This is a genomic window from Neoaquamicrobium sediminum (assembly GCF_013240295.1).
Lineage (GTDB): Bacteria > Pseudomonadota > Alphaproteobacteria > Rhizobiales > Rhizobiaceae > Aerobium > Aerobium sediminum.
This window is the reverse complement of record NZ_JABETK010000006.1, coordinates 138,988-154,305: the sequence shown is the minus strand read 5'-3', so window position 1 is coordinate 154,305 and position 15,318 is coordinate 138,988. Positions and strand designations below refer to the sequence as shown.

General features: G+C 67.4%; 19 protein-coding genes. 18 read left to right on the top strand and 1 reads right to left on the bottom strand.

All coding sequences use genetic code 11. The annotated features are described in order from the left end of the window. Nucleotides 1–213: 213 nt before the first annotated feature. The 13 genes from HK436_RS29675 (at nt 214) to HK436_RS29615 (ending at nt 10,414) form a co-directional block, all read left to right on the top strand. Nucleotides 214–1,920 carry a ParB N-terminal domain-containing protein gene (locus HK436_RS29675; RefSeq protein ID WP_173195153.1) on the top strand — a complete coding sequence of 569 codons (1,707 nt, stop codon included), beginning with the start codon at nt 214–216 and terminating at the stop codon, nt 1,918–1,920. An 87-nt stretch (nt 1,921–2,007) separates the two neighbouring features. Further along, nucleotides 2,008–2,484, top strand: a complete 477-nt coding sequence (locus HK436_RS29670) for a UCP036055 family protein (protein WP_173195152.1) — start codon at nt 2,008–2,010, stop codon at nt 2,482–2,484. Between the two features lie 79 nt (nt 2,485–2,563). Further along, nucleotides 2,564–3,367 (top strand): DUF7007 domain-containing protein, encoded by an 804-nt coding sequence (locus HK436_RS29665; protein ID WP_244649548.1) that lies wholly within the window; start codon nt 2,564–2,566, stop codon nt 3,365–3,367. After that, nucleotides 3,364–3,693: a hypothetical protein gene (locus HK436_RS29660; protein WP_173195151.1), complete on the top strand. Its 330-nt coding sequence runs from the start codon at nt 3,364–3,366 to the stop codon at nt 3,691–3,693. Before HK436_RS29665 ends, HK436_RS29660 begins: the two co-directional genes overlap by 4 nt. Before the next feature lie 42 nt (nt 3,694–3,735). Beyond that, the gene (locus HK436_RS29655; protein ID WP_173195150.1) at nt 3,736–4,155 is read left to right on the top strand and encodes a hypothetical protein; all 420 of its coding nucleotides are present in this window, start codon (nt 3,736–3,738) and stop codon (nt 4,153–4,155) included. Between the two features lie 13 nt (nt 4,156–4,168). Beyond that, the gene (locus HK436_RS29650) at nt 4,169–4,396 is read left to right on the top strand and encodes a hypothetical protein (protein WP_173195149.1); all 228 of its coding nucleotides are present in this window, start codon (nt 4,169–4,171) and stop codon (nt 4,394–4,396) included. Nucleotides 4,397–4,427: 31 nt separating this feature from the next. After that, nucleotides 4,428–4,754, top strand: coding sequence for a DUF7673 family protein (locus tag HK436_RS29645; protein WP_312860806.1), 327 nt, complete (start codon nt 4,428–4,430; stop codon nt 4,752–4,754). Between the two features lie 497 nt (nt 4,755–5,251). Further along, nucleotides 5,252–5,839: a hypothetical protein gene (locus HK436_RS29640; RefSeq protein ID WP_173195148.1), complete on the top strand. Its 588-nt coding sequence runs from the start codon at nt 5,252–5,254 to the stop codon at nt 5,837–5,839. A 578-nt stretch (nt 5,840–6,417) separates the two neighbouring features. After that, nucleotides 6,418–6,603: a hypothetical protein gene (locus tag HK436_RS29635; protein WP_173195147.1), complete on the top strand. Its 186-nt coding sequence runs from the start codon at nt 6,418–6,420 to the stop codon at nt 6,601–6,603. A 273-nt stretch (nt 6,604–6,876) separates the two neighbouring features. Further along, entirely contained in the window at nt 6,877–7,821 is a 945-nt protein-coding gene (locus HK436_RS29630) for an ArdC family protein (protein ID WP_173195223.1), read from the top strand. After that, on the top strand, nt 7,821–8,882 hold the full coding sequence (locus HK436_RS29625) for a phosphoadenosine phosphosulfate reductase domain-containing protein (protein ID WP_173195146.1): 1,062 nt from the start codon (nt 7,821–7,823) through the stop codon (nt 8,880–8,882). The genes HK436_RS29630 and HK436_RS29625 overlap by 1 nt, the downstream gene beginning before the upstream one ends. A 649-nt stretch (nt 8,883–9,531) precedes the next feature. Then, nucleotides 9,532–9,930 carry a single-stranded DNA-binding protein gene (locus HK436_RS29620; protein WP_173195145.1) on the top strand — a complete coding sequence of 133 codons (399 nt, stop codon included), beginning with the start codon at nt 9,532–9,534 and terminating at the stop codon, nt 9,928–9,930. Nucleotides 9,931–10,249: 319 nt separating this feature from the next. Beyond that, nucleotides 10,250–10,414 carry a hypothetical protein gene (locus HK436_RS29615; RefSeq protein ID WP_173195144.1) on the top strand — a complete coding sequence of 55 codons (165 nt, stop codon included), beginning with the start codon at nt 10,250–10,252 and terminating at the stop codon, nt 10,412–10,414. Between the two features lie 49 nt (nt 10,415–10,463). Here HK436_RS29615 and HK436_RS29610 read toward each other — a convergent pair whose 3' ends face one another. Beyond that, nucleotides 10,464–10,709, bottom strand: a complete 246-nt coding sequence (locus HK436_RS29610; protein WP_173195143.1) for a WGR domain-containing protein — start codon at nt 10,707–10,709, stop codon at nt 10,464–10,466. A 535-nt stretch (nt 10,710–11,244) separates the two neighbouring features. Here HK436_RS29610 and HK436_RS29605 point away from each other — a divergent pair. The 5 genes from HK436_RS29605 to HK436_RS29585 all read left to right on the top strand — a co-directional run bounded on the left by HK436_RS29605 (nt 11,245) and on the right by HK436_RS29585 (nt 15,217). Further along, nucleotides 11,245–11,688, top strand: coding sequence for a hypothetical protein (locus HK436_RS29605; protein WP_173195142.1), 444 nt, complete (start codon nt 11,245–11,247; stop codon nt 11,686–11,688). A 396-nt stretch (nt 11,689–12,084) separates the two neighbouring features. Continuing rightward, nucleotides 12,085–12,639, top strand: coding sequence for a hypothetical protein (locus HK436_RS29600; RefSeq protein WP_173195141.1), 555 nt, complete (start codon nt 12,085–12,087; stop codon nt 12,637–12,639). Between the two features lie 308 nt (nt 12,640–12,947). Next, on the top strand, nt 12,948–13,493 hold the full coding sequence (locus HK436_RS29595) for a hypothetical protein (RefSeq protein WP_173195140.1): 546 nt from the start codon (nt 12,948–12,950) through the stop codon (nt 13,491–13,493). A gap of 339 nt (nt 13,494–13,832) precedes the next feature. Next, nucleotides 13,833–14,267, top strand: coding sequence for a DUF3846 domain-containing protein (locus HK436_RS29590; protein ID WP_173195139.1), 435 nt, complete (start codon nt 13,833–13,835; stop codon nt 14,265–14,267). Between the two features lie 401 nt (nt 14,268–14,668). Next, on the top strand, nt 14,669–15,217 hold the full coding sequence (locus HK436_RS29585; protein ID WP_173195138.1) for a hypothetical protein: 549 nt from the start codon (nt 14,669–14,671) through the stop codon (nt 15,215–15,217). Nucleotides 15,218–15,318 lie beyond the last annotated feature (101 nt).

Genomic DNA, 15,318 nt, shown 5'->3' with positions numbered 1-15,318 from the left:
CGAACCGCCGACGCTGGCGCTCAACCGCGCCGCTCGCGATCCCGGCCGGTCGCTCCGCGCAGGGCTGAAAGCCCCGCTTGATCGGCCCGGCAGGGATGCTCGGCCGCAGTTGCACCGGCCCGCCCGCTCCGCGGGTCCGGGGGTGTCTTCGGAATGAAGACGAGAAGGGACCGGCGAAGGGCCGGCTTCCAGATCCCCGAAAAGGAGCAATCCATGAGACTCATGAAAATCGATCCGCGCGCGCTGGTGGACAATCCCGACCGCTCGCGCCAGACCCCGTCCACACCGCAGGCCGACAAGATGTTGCTTGCCTCGATCAAGGTCCTGGGCATTATCGTTCCGCCAGAAGTCGCTCCGCAGACCAATGGCGGAAACGGCTTCGTCATCAATGCCGGCCACCGTCGAACGAGACTGGCGATCAAGGCGGGCCTCGAAGAGATCGACATTCTGGTCAAGGACGAGGCCGACAACGACAACGGCGCCATGCGCTCCTTTGCCGAGAACATCGTCCGCGAGGGGCTGAATCCCGTTGACCAGTGGCGGGCGATCGAGCGCCTTATCGCGCTTGGCTGGACCGAGGATGCGGTCGCGCTCGCCCTTGCGCTACAGGTTCGTGTGGTCAAGCAGCTCCGTCTGTTCGCGAGCCTCCTGCCCGCGATGCTCGACCAGATCGCCAAGGGCGACTCCCCCAAGGACAATCAGCTTCGCACGATCGCGGCCGCTCCGCTCGACGAGCAGGCTGAGGTCTGGAAGAAGTACAAGCCGTCCAGGGCGTATCCCAAGGTCGATTGGCACTGGGTGGCGACCGCGCTCACCAAGACGCGCATGTATGCGAAGGATGCCAGCTTTGGCGACGATCTTGCGCAAGCCTATGGTATCGAATGGGCCCTCGACCTTTGGGCGCCGGAGGGCGAGGATGGCCGCTATACCACGAATGCCGAAGCCTATCTCGGTGCTCAGCAGGAATGGATGGCCAACCATTTGCCGAAGCGCGGCATCATCGTCGAGACAAATACGTGGGGAGGACCGGTACTCCCGCCGAAGGCGGAGCGCATCCACGGCAAGCCGTCGAAGTCCGACCACACGGCGATGTACATCGACCGCGATGGCAAGGTCCAGTCCGTCCACTACCGGATGCCCGAGGCCAAGAAGGCGAAGAGCAAATCCGGTGCAAAGCATGGCACGGGTGAAACCGTCGTCTCCAGACCCCGCCCGGAAATCACCGGCAACGGCGTCAAGATGATCGGTGACTTCCGCACCGACGCGTTGCACGACGCGCTCGGCCGGGCTCCGATCGAGGACGACACGCTGATGGCATTGCTGGTTCTTGCATTTGCCAGCCAGAATGTGCGCGTCGATTCCGGTGCGGGTGGCGAATATGGCTACGGGCAGCGGTTCGGCCGTCTCGCGGCTATGTTGTTCAATGGCGAGGGTGACCTGGCGTTCGACATTGATACGTTGCGGGTTGCCGCGCGTCTCACGCTCATCGAGGTCCTCTCGTGCCGGGAGAACGCCACCAGGAGCGGCATTGTCGCCCGCATCGCCGGCGAGGCGATCGGAGCGGACAGCTTCCTGCCCAACATGGGCACCGACGATTTCCTGTCGTGTCTGTCTCGCCCGGTGATCGAAGCGGCGTGCAAGGAAGCGTCGGTATCGCTTTGCAAGACGGTGCGCGAAACGCGCTGCGCTCTCGCCAAGCATTTCACCACGAACAGCTTCGTGCATCCTGCCGCGCTCTTCGCGCCGGATGCTGAGAAGCTACGCGACTGGCTGTCGTCCAACACCGTCGTGGTGAAGGACCAGGCCGCCGATGCGGTGACCGACAAGCCCGAGGCCCGTGAGGACGAGCCTATCGTCGCTCCTGACGCCGGTCAGCCCGCCGATGGCGAGGACGAGGGATTCCGCGAAGCGGCCGAATAGCGGGCGCCCCCATCATCCCGACCACTACCCGCCGCCGGGGCGACCCGGCGGCGCTTTCGTTTCCACCCGCAATTGCTGGAGGACGTCATGTCCGCGCACAAGATCATCGAGTCCGCCCCCATCGGGGCCATCATCGCCTGGTCGGACGGAGCCCCGCGTCCACCGGACCGGCACCGAAAGAAGCTCTCCGCCTGGAAGGAAAATAACAGCCAGGGGCGGCTCATTCGCAAACAGGGCGCCCGCGAGGGAGGTGCCTTCGACGCCGAGGCCAATTTCACGCTCCACGAGGCCGACTACGGCACCGCGTCCGGTATCGCGATCCGCGTCCGCCGCACGTTCGGGCTACGCTCTGCCTTGCAGTTCACGATCATCGAACGTCCGCCCATCGGCTCGGCCCGTGTGTTCGACCGGCCCGGCGACTATGGCGAGCTCGTTCACCTTGCCACGCATCGCGCGGCGGCCGAGGAGTGGCTTTCCCGGCACGGCTATCCCAATGCCGTCATCGACATCGTGACGGCGGCCGAGGCCGCGGCCGACGCTATCGAGGGGAGGGACGCGGCATGAGCACCGATACATCTCGCCCCCGATCGATGCCAACGCCGGATTTCCGGAGGTTTCTTTCGGAAAGAGCGCCGACGGCCTCATGGTGGCGCTGGTCGGCGACACGGCATTCGCCATGGTGCCATGCCGCGACTTACGCTATTTCCTTGCCACCGGCTGGCGCCTTCGCCGGCCGATGGAGGCGTGGCGGCGCGACGACTTCTACGGCAACTCCGGAGATATCGCCGACGAGGACGCATTTCGCGCCAGAATCGCGGAAAAGGCCGAAAACCAGCGTGAGCTGCGTGGTCTTGGCCGCCAGGACGTCCGCTCGACGGCCAATACGCCCTGGGGCCCGTCACAGGGCGCGACCATATATGCCGAGGGCGTCGTCGCCCACTCGACCGCCGGTCATGGTGGATTCCTGCTGTCGGGCGAGCGCAATCGCAAGGTCCACCCTCTGCTGCGCGTCCGTGGCGGCGCCTATGAAGAAGATGCGGACTGGGCGATCGTCGCCTTCACCTTCCCGCACCTCTTCACGTCCTTCGAGCGCCGCTGCGCCGAGCGCACCATCAAGGACAGCTATCCCGACGCCTGGGAAGCGATCACCGGAACGGTGCTCGAACCCGGCGAATCCCGCAAGAAGGACGAGCGAGCCTTCCTCGAAAAACACGCCGCGGACTGGATCGTGGTCTCGGCGATCACCTCTGAGCACGAGAAGGGGTTCGTCGAATGTGTTGCGACGCCCGGCGGCCGGCGCGGGGAGGGCACCGAGGAACGCCGTTTCCTCGTTCCGGCCGGCGAATACAACATCGGGCGCTTCGGCTTCGTCATCGATCCAGAGCGCCACCGGGTCTATGGCGGTCCGTCGAGCTTCATCGGGTGGCAGCGGAGGACGTCGCCATGACCTCTTCCTCCGAGCTCGACCGGCGGCTCTCGCGCATGGAGGACGCCCGCCGGCAGACGCAGCACCAGCTCACCATGATCGAGCGCCAGATCACCCGGCGGATGACCGCCATGATCCCGCTGATCGGGCGCAAGCACGCCGGCTATCGGCGGGGCAAGGCGCCCGAACCTGCCGCGTTCCTCGAACGGTATCGCTCCAACCTTGCCGCCATCACCGCGGAGCGCCAGCACGAGATCGATGCGCTCACGCGCAAACTGGCGCGCCAGGACAAGGCGATCGCCGTCCTGCAGTCCCGCCTCACGCGCGGCGTCGCGCGCGCCGCCTGACCCTGGCTTTTCACCACTACCGCAATAGCAAAGGAGGGCGAGATGCCCCGCTACACGATCGAGACCACCTACAGGCTGCCCATCTATCGTCAGCAAACCTATCAAGCCCCCACTCTCGAGGAGGCCTGCGCGCTCGCCTTGGACGACGAGGACTGGACAGGCGGCAAGGAGGATCACGAGACGTCCGGCGCCACCTATGTCACCGGCATCTGGAAGGGCGAAACCGATGGTTCCGGCCCTAGCCTCGCCATCCCCGAACAGTTCGACGAGGCGCTCGCGCGCAAGGCCGATCTCTTCGACGACCTTGTCGAGGTCCTGAAGGAGCCGGCGCGGGTCATGGGGCTGTCCCGCGACCAGTTTGCGCATTGGCTCCCGCGCGCTTTGACCGTGCTCGGGCGGGCCGACAATATCGTCCATGACGCCACCGGGCAACGCCCGGCGCGGATGCCGGCGGCGGAATAGCCGAGAGCGGACAATGACCCGGGCCGCGCGTCCTGGCCCCGACCATCCGCTTGTCGAGCACTGGGACGACGAACGCGATATCGGCAACGGCATCATCGTCACGCTTCTTCCCGGCCACTTCTTCTACGATGATTGCGGCGTGATGGGCTTCGACACGGTGGCCGACGCCCGCAATGCCGTCCGGGGCGTCGCCGGACGGGCGCGGAAGCCGGCGCGTGCATTGCGCCGCCCTCGGCTGTAAGGTCACGCGAACAGCACAGGGAGCTTCTGCGATGAGCGAGGCATCGGGATCCGGCATGGACCTTGAGACGCGGTTCGCCTTCGAGCGTCTGCTCGATGTCGCGCGCAGCGACACCGGACAGGCCAAGAGGGTGGCTGACTTCATCCTTGCCTGGTGGAACCAGGCGAGCCTCGGGCGCTTCGATCTCACCGATCTCTTTGCCGTCGAGCGCGAACTCGCCGAGGCGATGGCGACTGTCTTCTCCTGGCTCGCCCGGCAGCCGGAGGCCGTCTATCCCACCGAGTACCGCGCCGAGATCGAAGCGCTGATCCAGGCGTGGCGGCCGGACGTCTGGAAGGCATCGACACAGTCCGCCTGACCGGCGCGCGTCGGGCGCATCACAGCCATCTCCTATCGATCCTGCGCGGTCTGGATCGAGTTCGATTGCGGCAGACGTCCGGGCGCGCGCGATCATTTTCGGGACCGATGTGGTTTTCCTCGCAGCGGCCTGGAGCTGGCCGGGGCGGCACGGCGGCATGTCGAGAGCGATCCTCTCCTGTTGCCCGTCCCTTTTTGGCAATCGAACCCGTGCCGGCCCTCCCTTCGGTTCTGGCTGCGGTCTAAACCGGCGGCCGTTCGCTTCAAGGCCGCTGGCGCGCCGGGGGCGGCCGGTGCCCGCCGCTCTCGGCAATGGCGGGCCGCGTCCCGCGCGAGGGCTATCCAGCCCTGCTTGTCCGCAGCCCGCCATCGCTCGATCTGGCGGACCCGGACCCTGAAGCGCCCGTCTTTCCGCCGGTTTTCGTGACCGCGCCCGAAGGGAGGGCCGGCACGGGCCGGTCTTGGCCTTCGGGACAAGCGAAAGGAAAGGGTACTCCCATGACAAAACCCGCACGCGCACCCCGTCAGCCCGCGAGGACCGTCGAGCGGCGCAAGGCCACCACGCTCGAGATGATCCGGCACTGCTGCCCGGATGCGGCCCTGGCCGCCCACATCGCCGAGATCTTCGCACGGCAGTCCGTCGACAGCGACGGCGTGCGCGAGCTGCACCGCCGGATGATCGTCGAGACGGCCGACGCCATGAGCGAAGGCGTAGGCGAGCGCGCCATGCAGATCCACCTCCAGCGGATCGTCGGCGCCTATGTCGGTTCCGCCTTCGGCGCCGGCCAATTCTACAGCCGGGCCGTGAGCGAGGCCCGGGCCGCGAGCAGCCGGCTCGAAAACGACGCGCGCGACGAGGACCGCGACGGTCCGGTCGGGTTTGACAGTGCGGCCGACCGCAAGCGAGAGTTCGCCGCCGACATGTGCCTGCAGTCGCACGCCCTGCTGATGGCGGCCGAGGGCGCCGTCTCCGGCTACGAACATGTCGTGGGCGAGCGCTGGAAGCCCTATGAGCGGGCCGTCGAAAACCCCGGCCGGACGCTCGACCGCAAGGTCGCTGAGATGCAGATGGCCGCATTCGGCTGACGCCCGATACCGGAGCGGGGCTTCGGCTCCGCTCCATTTCCGCTGGCTGGCCCTGAGCAAGCCGGAAATCTGGCGCCGGCGCGGCGCCCTGCTGGATCGCCATCGACGAATAGACCCCTGACATAGATAATGATTTCGGCACGGTCGAGCTGACCGGACCGGTCCCTGCCCCGTCTCCGCGCGGGGACGCCGCGGCGATCAGGACGGCGGCGCGCCGCGCCGATCCTGGCGGTGAGGCGCACCCGATCCCTCCATGGTCCCGTTGGCGGGCTGGCGGCGGTGCGTGAACCGTGACCGGCTTGGGCGGCGAGACCGAGGGCTCATCGGCAGGTCCGCAACCGCGCATGGCCAGCGTCCGAATTGGGCATGGCATCGGCGCTGCATCGTGGCGCGGTCCGATCCCGCTCTCTGGTGATGGCTTCCTGGTCCGGCTCCGGGTCTTCCACGATCAACCCGCAAGGGGTCCGCTAGCAAGCTGCGGCCGCTTGGCTGCGCCTGCGCGGTGATCGCGACCGGAGCCGGACACTGACGGAGCCATCGAGCGGGATCGGCCCGCTCGGCAAGATGGAGCCTCAGCCATGTCGCACAATCTCGAACTCGCCCAGAAGCACGCCTGGAACCTCGCCCGCACCCTGATGACCACGGTCATTCTCTTCCGCACCGGCGGGACATACGGCGTCCTGCCCGCCGACGAGCTCGGCGATGCCGATGTCGTCGCCCTCTACGAATACGACCCCCACGCCGGCGCCAGCTCGGTTCACTGAACCGCCCCGACCTCCCCGCCATCGCGCCCTGCCTCGGCAGGGCGCTTTTCCCGCGCCCATCGCAAGTCTGCCCCCGGGGGGCTCTGCGAGGAGGGGAATGAGAGGGGCGCGCATCCCGCCCCGTCCCGGACGGCGGTTCCTGCCGGACCCGGGACCAGGGCGCAACGGCTTCGCCGTCCTCCACTGGCGTTCCGGCCCTTCGGGTGCGCCCGCCCCGACTGGCCCGGCCGAGGGACCGCCGTGACGGGGTCGCGATAGGCGCGACCACGAAAACTGGAGGTTCAGCGAAATGAGCAGGAAAGAGAAAAGGAGCCCCGCGTCGATATCCATGCCCGGATAACCGAGCGGATCGTCGCCCAGCTCGAAGAGGGCGTGCGCCCCTGGGTGCAGCCCTGGAGCGCCGGCAACGCGGCGGGCCGTATCACAAGGCCGCTTCGCCACAATGGCGAGCCCTATTCAGGCATGAACGTGCTGCTGTTGTGGTCCGAGGCCATGGAGCGCGGCTATGACGCCCCGATCTGGATGACCTATCGGCAGGCGGCCGAGCTCGGCGCGCAGGTGCGCAAGGGCGAGACCAGCACCACGGTCATCTACGCCAGCCGGTTCACGAAGACCGAGACCGACGCCCGCGGAGACGAGGTCGAGCGCGACATCCCGTTCCTCAGGGCCTATGGCGTTTTCAACGTCGCGCAGATCGACGGCCTGCCCGAGCACTATCATCACCGCCCCGTGTCGATCCTCGATCCGGTAGAGCGGATCGAACATGCCGACCGGTTCTTTGCCAATACCGGCGCGGTGATCCGGCACGGCGGGTCGAAGGCCTTCTATGCGCCGGCGACCGACCATATCCAGATGCCGCCCTTCGAGAGTTTTCGCGATGCGGCCTCGTACGTCGCGGTCCTCAGCCACGAAAGCGTCCACTGGACGGCGGCTGCGAAGCGCGTCGGCCGCGATCTCAGCCGCTATGGCAAGGACCGCAGCGAGCGCGCCCGCGAGGAACTGGTCGCGGAAATCGGCTCGGCGCTGCTCTGCGCCGATCTCGGCATCGTGCCCGAACTAGAGCCGCGGCCCGATCACGCTGCCTATCTTGCAAGCTGGCTCACGGTGCTTGCCGACGACAAACGCGCCATCTTCCAGGCCGCTGCGCACGCGCAGCGCGCCGTCACCTTCCTGCACGGCCTGCAATCGCAGGCCGATGCCATGCCGGAGGCGGCGTGATGGCGCTGGCCATCGCACCCGCCATCGAGCGCCTGATCGCGACGGATGCTCCCGTCGCGATCGGCGTTTCCGGCGGCAAGGATAGCCAGGCCGCCGCGCTGGAGGTCTGCGACCACCTCGACCGCGCGGGCCATGCCGGCCCGCGCCTTCTCGTTCACGCCGACCTCGGCTCGGTCGAGTGGCGCGATTCCCTGCCGCACTGCCAAGACCTCGCCGATCATCTCGGGCTCGAGCTGGTCGTGCTGCGGCGGCAGCGCGGCGACCTCATGTCCCGCTGGGAAAGCCGCTGGCAATCGAGCGTCGCCCGCTACGAGGACCTCGCGACGGTGACGCTCGTGCCGTGCTGGAGCACGCCGGCGATGCGTTTCTGTACCTCGGAGATGAAGTCCCACCCCATCGCCGCGATGCTCAGGCGCCGCTTTCCCGGCCGGATCGTCGTCAACGTCACCGGCGTCAGGCGCGCCGAAAGCCGGCGGCGCGCGCGGCTCGACAGTGCCGATCCGGACCGGGATGGCCGGATCTGGACCTGGCGGCCGCTCCTCGACTGGAGCGAGGAGGCAGTCTTCTCCTCCATCACCCGGCGCGGCCTCGACCCGCATCCCGCCTATGGGCGGTTCGGCATGAGCCGCGTCTCCTGCCGTTTCTGCATCATGTCCAGCCTGCCCGATCTCATCGCCGCGGCGGCGCAGCCCGAGTCCCACGATCTCTATCGCCGCATGGTGGCCCTCGAGATCGCCAGCAGCTTCGCGTTCCAGGGCGGCCGGTGGCTCGGCGACATCGCGCCTCATCTCCTCGGCAGCGAGGACCGCAACGGGCTTGCCGCGGCAAAGGAAAGGGCGCGGCTCAGGATCGAAGCCGAACGGCGCATCACCCGGCCCATGCTCTATGTCCGCGGCTGGCCCACGCGCATGCTCACCGACGACGAGGCCGACATCCTCGCTTCTGTCCGGCGCGAGGTCACGGCGCTGTTCGGCTTTCGCTCGCGCTTCCTCGACCGCGACGCCATCCACGGGCGCTATGACGCGCTTCTCGCCGAACGGTCGCGCCGGAAGGCGGCCTGACCCTAGTGGGGCAGGCCTTGCGGCCATAGGCGGAAACGCCATGTCCGCTTCCCCGCTCCGGTCGCCGGCGAAGGCGATGGTGGGTGTGACGATGACGCGGGGCCAGGACGCGGCGCCGGGCGGGTCTTCATGGTGTCCGGTCCGGCGTGGTGCGGATACCCCCGTCCGCGACGCTTCACACCTGGCTGGGGTGCGCCCCCGCCTCGTGCCATGCCGGTGGGTGGTGACGGTGCCGGGTTCGGATTGCCTGCCCGGCCGGCGCTCGGGCCCGATGACGAAGACGCTGCCAAGTCGTGTAGCAGCCGGGAAGAGGTGCGCGCTGGGGCGCAGATCGATGGGTCGTGTCGATCCAGCGGTGCGGGCCGCAGCGATCGTGCCGCGGTGATCCTCTGGTCGGCGTCCCGTCTCCGGTAACGCCCGGGGAAAGACAGCCCTCCGAAACAAAAACAGCCCCTACGGCCGTTCGGTTTCCGACCGCAACCCCTCCGGGCCGGGCCGTGTTGGCGCGTGCCGCGCCTGCCCGCTCCACCCCGGCCCTTCGGGGTTTCCCTCGCTCTTTGAAGGAAGCTTCGGTGCGCTCGCCTCCCGACGTCCGTCGCCGGGTCTTGTTCGGAGGGACGGTCCCCCGGACGAGCCAAGGAGACAGGAAATGACCAACTTCGTACTTCTCGTCGGCAATATCGGCAACGACCCCGAGACCACCCGGGTCAACAAGAAGACCACGATCTCCGTGTTCCGCCTCGCCACCTCCCGCCCGCGCCGCGTCGACGGCAAGGTCGTCAAGGGCGAGAACGGCTACGCCGAGCAGGACACCGAGTGGCACCGCATCAAGTCCTTCAACGTCCAGGCAGAGACGGTGGAAAAGCACTGCGTCAAGGGCATGAAGGTCGCGGTCTTCGGGCGCATCCACAACACCCAGTGGAAGGACAAGGAAGGCAATGACCGCTACGGCACCGAGATCCTCGCCGACCGCGTCGAGTTCATCGCCTGGCCCAAGCGCGACCGCGCCGGCGGCCAGACCGAGGATTCGGACGAAATCCCCTTCTAAAGGCCCGATCGCAAGGCCCCGCCCCGAAAGGGCGGGGCCTTTTCCCGTGCTGGACCGGGCGTGGGTCGCCGGACGCGACACCGGGCGCGGTGATGGTCGCGCCGCCGGACGGGCGCTCAACCGGGACCGGGAATGTCTGCTCAGATCGTCCGATCGTGCCATGGCGGCCCGAAGGCCTCAAGGACGAGCGGTCCCCCAAAATGCTGTTCGCATTTCGGCTCCCCCACTCGCCGGCTCCGCCGGTCGCTTCGCGCTCCTTGACCCCTCCGGCCCCCATGACCGCCGGCGTCATCTTTCACCACAATCAAGGAGATGACCAATGTCGATCGATCAGCACATCGAGGAGCTGCGCGCCGAGCTCAGGAACGCCGTCGACCGCACGGAGCGCGGCGAGATCATGGAGGCGCTGGAGATGGCGCTGGCCGAGCGCGAGGTGATCTGGGCCGAGCTCGAAGGCCAGCTGAGCGCCGAGCCGCCCTTCTAGGGGCGGCTTTCGCCGTCCTCGCCGGCGGGGGACGCCCCGCGCGCCGGTCTCAGGGATCGGCGTACCCGCGCCGGCGCTTCGCGCGCGCAAGGCGCATGAACGCGCCATCCGCCTCGTCCGGCCGGTCGAAGGTCTCGATCTTGGCTTGCCCGTTGGTGCCGATCCGTCCCCAATGTCGGATCACCGACGCGCCGCCGAACAGCGTCGGCTGCACGGCCAGCACGTAGAAGCGCCGCATGTTCCGCGATGGATCGATGCGGCGAAGATGGATCGGGCGCGTCTCGATTTCTGTCATGGGGGAGTCTCGCTTGCCTTTGGAAGCGGCGTCCAACGACTTGTATGAATCGATCCGGGGCGACCGATTCATCGTGGTGATGGGTGTGCGAGACCGGTCCCGTCGTGGCCGGATGTCTGCATTCGGAAGGGAGGGGTTGGGCGAGGCCCCTTCGGGGCACGGCTCTATTCGCTGCGCTCACCGAACCCGCTAATGCGGTTTCGGCCCATGCGGGTGACGATCCTCTCGCGATGCGGCAGCCCCGGCGCATCGTCCCCGGGCGAGGGCGGTGCGGGGAGGGCGCAGGGCCGGCTGGCCGCCGGAAGCGGACGCGGCCCCTGGTCGGGGCCGCGGGTTGTTCTTCTGACATCCCATTTTACGCCAGCCCCTCCAGCGTCAAGGACTTCGCGGTCCCCCAATTTTCAGCCGCCGCCCGAAAGGGGCGGCGCCAGAAAATCGGCTCCCCCGCTCGCCGCCGCTGGCGGTCGCTGCGCGATCCTTGACCCTCTCGGGTCTACAACGTGGCCACCTTTCGTCAGTACGAAAGGAGACAATCATGACTGAACTCAACCACATCGCGATGTTCGAAACGGTCAAGGCCATACGCAAGAGCGTGGACCTCAGCTACGAGCGCTGCGAGACGGCCTTTGCGCGCAGCCTTCACGCCACCTTCCTCAACAAGCTCGACGACATGATGGATGATCTCAGGCACGACGCCGACCGCCTGTCCGAGCTGCGTCAGCAGCTTCAGGCAGCGGAGATCACCGAGGAGGACTTCAACCTCCTGACCGACCGCATGGATTTCGAATGGAACTGGCTCGACGACGGCCCGCACTCGCTGCTCGATCAGATCCGCACCACGGCATGGGGCGACGGCGAGGAGTGCGTCGTCATACTGGACTACACCGTGGTTCCGGCCGCCGAGCAGGAGGGCCTCGCGGAGCTCTGCGAGCAGTTGAGGGAGCAGACCGGAGTCGTCTTTGTCGCCGCGCGACGCTGACATCACGGAGGGCGGGGTTCGCCCCGCCCTCCTTCAATGCGTCTCGGCAAGCGCGCGGGAGCGGATGGACCGCCCCCGTTCGCTGACGGCAGGTCCGCCCGATCACTGTCACCATGAAACCCGGCGCGTGCGGACAGGTCAGGCCCGGCTGGCGGCCGGATACGGTCACGGCCCCTGGCGGGGCCGTGGGTTGCATCACTCAGACGGCCCAGTATACGGGCCGCGCGCATCGCCTCAAGGACGAGCGGTTCCCCCAATTTTCAGCCGATGCCCGAAAAGGGCATTGCCGGAAAATCGGCTCCCCCACTCGCCGCGAACGGCCGCTGACGCGGTCCTTGACCCGACGCACGACTAGCCCGGGGCCGATCTCCGTCATCGTAATGAAGGAGATCAACCATGACGATCGAGGACCTCATCGACATCCACGACGACCGCATCGCGCGGCTGACCCATTTCCTGCGGCTGGTCCATCTCGGCCGGCGCGGCAAGGAGAATGCCGTCGCCCGCAAGGCGCGCCGCCGCCTTATCGGCGAGATCGGCCAGATGCTCGCCTACGAGCAGGACGCGCTGGAGGCCGACCTCGAATACCGCTACTCGACCACGCCGGCCCAGCGGGCGCTGGACGAGCGCGCCGAGCCGGGGTGCTGGGACGCTTGGGACCACTTCGAGACCGATTTCGCCGTCGTGCCTCTGCTCGATGCCGAGCCGCTCGCCGGCGACGATGGCCAGATGCTCGATCCGGCCACCGGCGCTTGGCTGCGCGTGGAGGAAGGCTATCCCAAGAAGGTCACCGCGCCGATCGAGGAGCTCGGCGACCTCGCCGGCCTGATCGGCCGGATCGAGAACGAGCTCGGCATCGCCTTCACGCTGGATCGGTACTTCTGGACAGAAGACGCCCTTGCGATCTGGGTGCTGTCGCACGAGCAGCGCCCGGGCGGCCGGTCCGGCTAGCGCGCCGAAATCGATCTCCGGGAGGCGGCTCCGGTCGCCTCTCGTCTCTTGGTTCTCGATGCCGGTCGTGGATCGGCCGGCTGGCCGCCGGATACGGACACGGCCCCCGGCGGGGCCGTGGTCTGGCGTCTCTCTGACGTCCCATCGTCGCACCGCCTCTCCGGCGTCAAGGACATCGCGGTCCCCCAAAATGCTCGTCGCATTTCGGCTCCCCCGCTCGCCGCCTCAGGCGGTCGCTTCGCGATCCCTGACCCCTCGATGCGGGCGGTGCGGCCTCCTTGCCGTCAGAACGACGAAAGGAGAACGTCATGACTTGGGACAAAGCCCTCATGCTGATGGTGAAGCTGTCCGGCTTCAAGCTTATCGTCCGGGCCAACCGGCTCGGCTGCGACACCGATCTCGCCCGTGACGCCCACGATATGGTCATCGGCCATATCGAGGAGTTCCGCGACGACCTCGACCGGGTCCTCGCGCTGTGGCGCGAAATGATGGCCGAGCGGGACCCCCGCAAGGCTGATCTCGCGGCCTACGCGCTGAGCGAGATGCGTATCCGCGTCGAGCACTTCTGGCTCCACAACAACCACCCCTACAATGTCGGCGGCTGGCGTCACGCCGACAATGCGGGCAGCTATCGCATCGCCGATGAATGCGACTACGAGCTGTTCAGCGCGCGCCATTGGGTGCGCGAGCTTGCCGATGACGAACTTTGCGGCCTGCGCCCGATCCTCGACCAGCTTGCCGAGGAGACCGGCTTCACCATCCCGGCCGTCGTCATCTACTACCGGCCCGATCCCGAGCGTCCGGCCGCGACGCCGATCGCGCCCCTCGATCCCGACGCCGAGATTCCGTGGTGAGGCATCCGGGGAGGCGGGTGCCGCCGTCTCCCCGTTTCCTTTGCGAGGACAGGCGCGGCCGCTTGTCCTGCGCTTTCCAACATGGAGACCGCCACCAGGCGGTCCCTTTTGATCCTTGGTCGGGGAAAGAGGGCGCCGCCCTCTCTCCCCAGCAAGGCCCGATCGCCGGTCTCCCCACCCTTCCGCGCTGCGCTGCGCTCCGCTTGTGCAGGGCGGGTGATCCCCGGCGCTCGCACCTTGCCCCCTCTCACCCGCTGCTCCGCGCGAACTCGGGAAGCAGGAGCGGGGTCCTGCTTCCTGACGGAAGGGACCTCGCTTCGCGAGAAAGGAGCAATCGACATGACCATTTCCGCCTACCTCGTTGAGGTCGAACGTCGCACCATCCGTATCGTGACCATCGACCGGGCAAACAGCCTTGCCGACATTCGCCAACACATTGGATGCGGGCTGATCGACATGGTGCGCATCGACCGGAGCCACTCCGTCGTCGTGGATGACAACGGGCTGACCGACACCCTGTCGTGCTTCACCGAGCTTGAGGACTACGCCAGCCCACTCGCGGGGAACCTCCTCATCGTCGGCACCGACGCAATGGGCGAGACGGTTTCGCCGCACCGGTCCATCGAGGACATCGCCGGGCTGCTGACCATCCGCTATCCCGTCTTCTCCCCGGTCTTTGAAGCCTTTTCCGGCCCGAACGTCTTCGGCAGCCGCGTCAAGGGGTTCGAGATCCGCGTCGAGAGCCGAAAGCCGGAGATCATCGCATCGGCATGATGCCGAGGCCGGACCCCACGAAGGGGTCCGGCGCCCCACCGGTGGAGGCGCGACAGGCGCGGGGGCGGACCGGGTTCCCGCCTGCGGGGCAAACGCAGGGGAGGATACCCCGCCGGATCCACCGGGCGGGCTATCCTCTGAGAAGGGGGCAGGGCCGCCCCTCTCAAGCTCTCCCCCAAAGGGGCAGGGCAGAGCCCCGCCCCCTTGAACCCCCACCCCTGGAAGGGGGTGGACCACCCCCTTCCAGACCATCCCCGAACCATGCGGACGCGGCCCCTGGTCGGGGCCGCGGTGCTTCTCTCTCTGACTTCCCATTGTCGCATTCGCCCCTGCGGCCTCAAGGACGAGCGGTTCCCCCAATTTTGCGGGCACCTTTTCGTCAGAACGAAAAGGAGGCTTCCATGTCTGATTTCTACTACACAAAACTCCACGCCAAGTTCGCCGGTTTCCGCATCATGGTTCTGGCGAACCGGCTCGCCTGCAACGACGATTTGAGCCGCGTCGCTCACGACACGCTCGTCGGCAAGCTGGACGAGCTCATAGACCTAGCGCGAGCAACCGTCGCGGCGGAATGCAAGCTCGCCCAGAATCCCGACAGCCCCGAGGCGGAGGATCTGGGCGAGCAGATCTGGGCCGCAGGGCAGGACCTCACCTACCTCTGGCGGGAGCCTGACGGCATCGATCTTTTGCACTGCGATGTCTGTGTCGATTGGGCCACGAAGGAATGGTACAACAAGCGCACGGGCGAGTGGCGCTTCCTCGACGGCTTTCCTCCGCCCCGGATCAAGATCGGCGACGACCGCCTGAACGGCCTTTGCAAGATCCTCGGCCAGATCGCCAAGGAGACCGGCATCGTGTTCAACACATATACCACCAAACAATATTTCGGGGTGGAGGAGCCGGACGAGGACCCGGAGTGCTACGTGGCGCTGCACGGTAGCGCCCACTGATTGCATCGAGCGACAGGCGGCCTTGACCGCCTGTCGCTCTTGCCTTGGCGATGGAGCAGCGCCGGCCGGATTGACCGGTCGGCGCTGCTGATGAAAGGGGG